The organism is uncultured Sphingomonas sp. (assembly GCF_946477935.1).
Lineage (GTDB): Bacteria > Pseudomonadota > Alphaproteobacteria > Sphingomonadales > Sphingomonadaceae > Sphingomonas.
In genome coordinates this window covers 1-3,394 of the sequence record NZ_CAMLAC010000311.1, presented here as the reverse complement: position 1 = coordinate 3,394, position 3,394 = coordinate 1, and the positions used below count along the sequence as shown (strand labels likewise).

At 65.4% G+C, this 3,394-nt stretch carries 4 protein-coding genes; 2 read left to right on the top strand and 2 right to left on the bottom strand.

Features of this window, described 5'->3' with window-relative positions:
* Positions 1-531: 531 nt before the first annotated feature.
* A complete protein-coding gene (locus tag Q0U08_RS19060) occupies positions 532-990 on the bottom strand; it encodes a hypothetical protein (RefSeq protein WP_298093325.1) in 459 nt (152 codons plus the stop codon).
* A 344-nt stretch (positions 991-1,334) separates the two neighbouring features.
* Between Q0U08_RS19060 and Q0U08_RS19055 the strand changes: the two genes are divergently transcribed.
* Both Q0U08_RS19055 and Q0U08_RS19050 read left to right on the top strand, forming a co-directional pair.
* Entirely contained in the window at positions 1,335-2,459 is a 1,125-nt protein-coding gene (locus Q0U08_RS19055) for a PHB depolymerase family esterase (protein ID WP_298093323.1), read from the top strand.
* 75 nt (positions 2,460-2,534) lie between these two features.
* Complete coding sequence (locus Q0U08_RS19050) at positions 2,535-2,984, top strand: hypothetical protein (protein WP_298093322.1); 450 nt, start codon at positions 2,535-2,537, stop codon at positions 2,982-2,984.
* Positions 2,985-2,991: 7 nt separating this feature from the next.
* Here Q0U08_RS19050 and Q0U08_RS19045 read toward each other — a convergent pair.
* On the bottom strand, positions 2,992-3,394 hold a 403-nt coding region (locus Q0U08_RS19045; RefSeq protein ID WP_298093320.1), incomplete at its 5' end, for a GNAT family N-acetyltransferase.

The window sequence follows — 3,394 nt, the reverse complement described above, 5'->3', positions numbered from 1 at the left end:
TCCTAAAGGCAAGGTATTGCCAAACTATGGCGTTCGCCACCCGAAATAAGGCACGTCCACGTGGCGCGGAGGAGCGTTGCCTCCTGAAATGGCACATCGGCGCCCCACAATTATCGCCGCCGGTGCAGGCCTTGCTCCGCCATGGCAGTGATCCGGCCGTTTTCCCCAACACGCGGCCTTCCGTCGTCATCGTGATAGGTCAACCGTGGGGCGCCTCGCCAGCGACGGTATAGCGGGCCGGCCAACCCGCCTCGCGCTCGATAACAGGCATGCCAAGAGCGTTGTTGCTGCTGACGCAGCGCATCCAACACTACGATACCTACACAAGCCAGCGCCCCTACAGCCGCAACTGCTCTATGGCTCCCGACTTCGTGACGAAGTTTTCCCAATTGGGCTGGGGGCGCGAGATCACGGAGCATTCCGCCTGCAACGATCGGTGTGACTCCTGTAGGCTTGAGGAAAGCGGCGCCAGCAAGTGACGTATGAGAATGGCTGGAGCGCCAGCCGCCCGTACAATGATGACGGCTGGCGTCACCTAAACAGCAACCTCGCGACGGTCGCCAGCACCGCACCAATACCGGCCATCAACAACGCGAAGGCGATCGGGTGGCGCTCGTTCCATTTCTTCGCGCGTGGGGCGGTCCAGCCGTCGCGAAAGTCGGCAATCGTTGCGGACAGCTTGCCATGCGCTTCAGCAAGAAGTGAATGCGCAGCGCGGATAGTAGAACCGCCTGAACCGCCCGCCGGGTTCGCCAGCCGAAAGGAACCGCTGAGCAGGTTCGGCGCGTTGACAGCATGGGCAAGCGCCGTTTCCAGGTACTGGCTGCTGGTCTCGGTCCAAATTTCGATTGCCCGAATGATCGTGTTGCCGCTTTGCAGGCACCCTCTAGCAGAGTGGTCAGTGTGCATCGTCGCACAGCCTGCCTTGATCTTCAGGCTTGCCCGGTTCAGCAATTCCGTTGTCCGGCCGCGATAGTCTGGTTGCTTCACCAATCGCCTCCCCCTGACGATAGAAGCGGGGCGGCGTTCGACAATCAAGACAGCAGGATCCCGGTCAATCCGCGCGCCGTGATTACTCGGTGATCGCCAGCGTCAACCATCACCCTGTCCAATCTTCAAAATACAAGGATTTCTGCACATTTTGTCCTAGATAATACCCAAACTCTGGTATTTCAGGTATATCCGACGCTGATCTGCCCCGTGCAGGGGGGCTGCGCTTGCACCGCGGCCCCCCTGCCCGTTGCAAAAGCCCTGCCATCCCCCATCTATTGTGCAGTGCAGCAAGGTCGTGACGGCCGCGCCTGTGCCAAGGCTCTTGGATAAGGACGCGGGCGATGCGAAAGATTTCCGATACGGTAAGCCGGCTCGCCGCGCTGCGGGGTACCGGCACCATGAACATGGCGATGGCGCCCGACAGTCATCTGACGAAACTTGATGCCTTCGGCTTGAATCCGGGCGCGCTTCATGGCTATGTCCACATTCCCGCCTCGCTCGCCCCCGATGCACCGCTCGTCGTCGTGCTGCACGGTTGCACGCAAACCGCCGCCGGCTATGATCTCGGCGCGGGCTGGTCGGACATGGCCGACCGCTACGGCTTCGCGTTGCTGTTCCCGGAACAGCAACGGCAGAATAATCCCAATCTCTGCTTCAACTGGTTCAATCCCGAAGACAGCCGGCATGGCACCGGTGAGGCCCTGTCGATCCGCCAGATGATCGCGGCGGTCACCGCCCGCCACGCGATCGATCCATCGCGCATCTTCGTCACCGGCCTGTCCGCCGGCGGCGCGATGGCCTCGGTCATGCTGGCAACCTATCCCGAGGTGTTCGCCGGTGGTGCGATCATTGCCGGCCTTCCCTATGGCAGTGCCACGACCGTGCCGCAGGCATTCGACCGTATGCGCGGTCACGGCATTCCCGATGAGGACGCGCTGTCCAGGCTGGTGCGCGGCGCTTCCGATCATGACGGCCCCTGGCCCACCATCTCGATCTGGCATGGCACCGGGGACGCAACCGTTGCCCCTTCCAACGCCGATGCGATCATCCGGCAATGGCGCGCGCTGCACGGGGCCGGCACACGGCCCGATCGCGCCGAGATCGTGGACGGCCATCCCCGCCGCGTCTGGCATGACCCGTCGGGCCGTGCCGTGATCGAGGAGTATCGCATCACCGGCATGGGCCATGGCACCCCGCTCGCCGTCTCAGGTGACGATCGCTGTGGCCAGGCGGGTGCCTATATGCTGGACGCCAGCATCTCCTCGACCCGTCACATCGGCCGCTTCTGGGGCCTGATCCCGGCCGATGAAGCCCGCGAGGGTGCAGCTCCCCGCCCCGCTATGCGTGAACGGCAGGTGGTCCCGTCCGACCGGACACCGCACCCGGAACAGGCGGAACACTCTGGCCCGACGGACATCGGCAAGGTCATCCAGGACGCCTTGCGCACCGCCGGACTGATGCGATAACGGCCGTCCGGCCACGCGCCTTCGCGCCACCTCCGGCGACAGGACCGCGGGGCCAGCAGATCCGGAGCAGCAGAATTGGTCGACAAGAGCTGGGGCGTGTCCGCCGCCTCGCCGGGCTTTCGCATCAGGACGAACGCCAGCCCGGAAGACCGGGCGGCCGAGCGTGCCAGGGCACGCGAAGCACGCGCGCAGGACCGCGTCGACCTGATGGCGCAACGACTGGAGGCGCGCGCCGCCAACCGACAGGCCGATATTGCCGCGCGCGAACAGGCCCGTGAAGCGCGCCGCGAGCAGGAACAGGCGCTCGCCGCGCGCGATCCCCATGCCGCTGCCGCCAGCCGCCGCCGCTCGTCGGGACGCAAGGACATCGTGCGCGAACAACGCGATACGCGAAACTACACGATCACCGCCGATCCTGACCGGGTCCGCGACATGGTGAAGCGCGGCGCCACCGTGTCCGGCCTTGCAGACGTGCTGGGCATCACCCAGGCGGAGGTCGAACGCATCCTGGCCGACGCCGGCTGAGGCGCGGCTAAACGCCCGCGCTGCGCCGCCAGACTCCGGCCATCAGGCGCCCGGCCAGTGCGGGAACACCCGGCGCGCATAACAGCCAGTCGCGCATTGCCGCCCCTGGCTCGCTGCCCAGCGTTTCCTTGTATCCCGAATCACCGACGCCCCAGTCCACGTCGCGGACGCCGCGGGCCAGCGCATCGGCCAGATTGCGATAGACCAGCAATCGGCCAGGACTCTGCCGGGCGAATTTGGGATCGTAGCTGTTGGCGATCGCGTAACGCCATGCGCCTGCATCCAGGTCGAACGAGAAGGCGGCCGGCACCCCGTCGACGCACAACACCGCCGCGCGCGCCATGCCCGCCAGCACGGGATCGGCCATCGCCATCCGCCAGAAGGCGCCATGCCGCCCCTGTGTCGTGAAC

Bases quoted from the DNA above. Each gene is read 5' to 3' on its own strand.
- Q0U08_RS19055 (WP_298093323.1), top strand. From the start codon at position 1,335: ATGCGAAAGATTTCCGATACGGTAAGCCGGCTCGCCGCGCTGCGGGGT.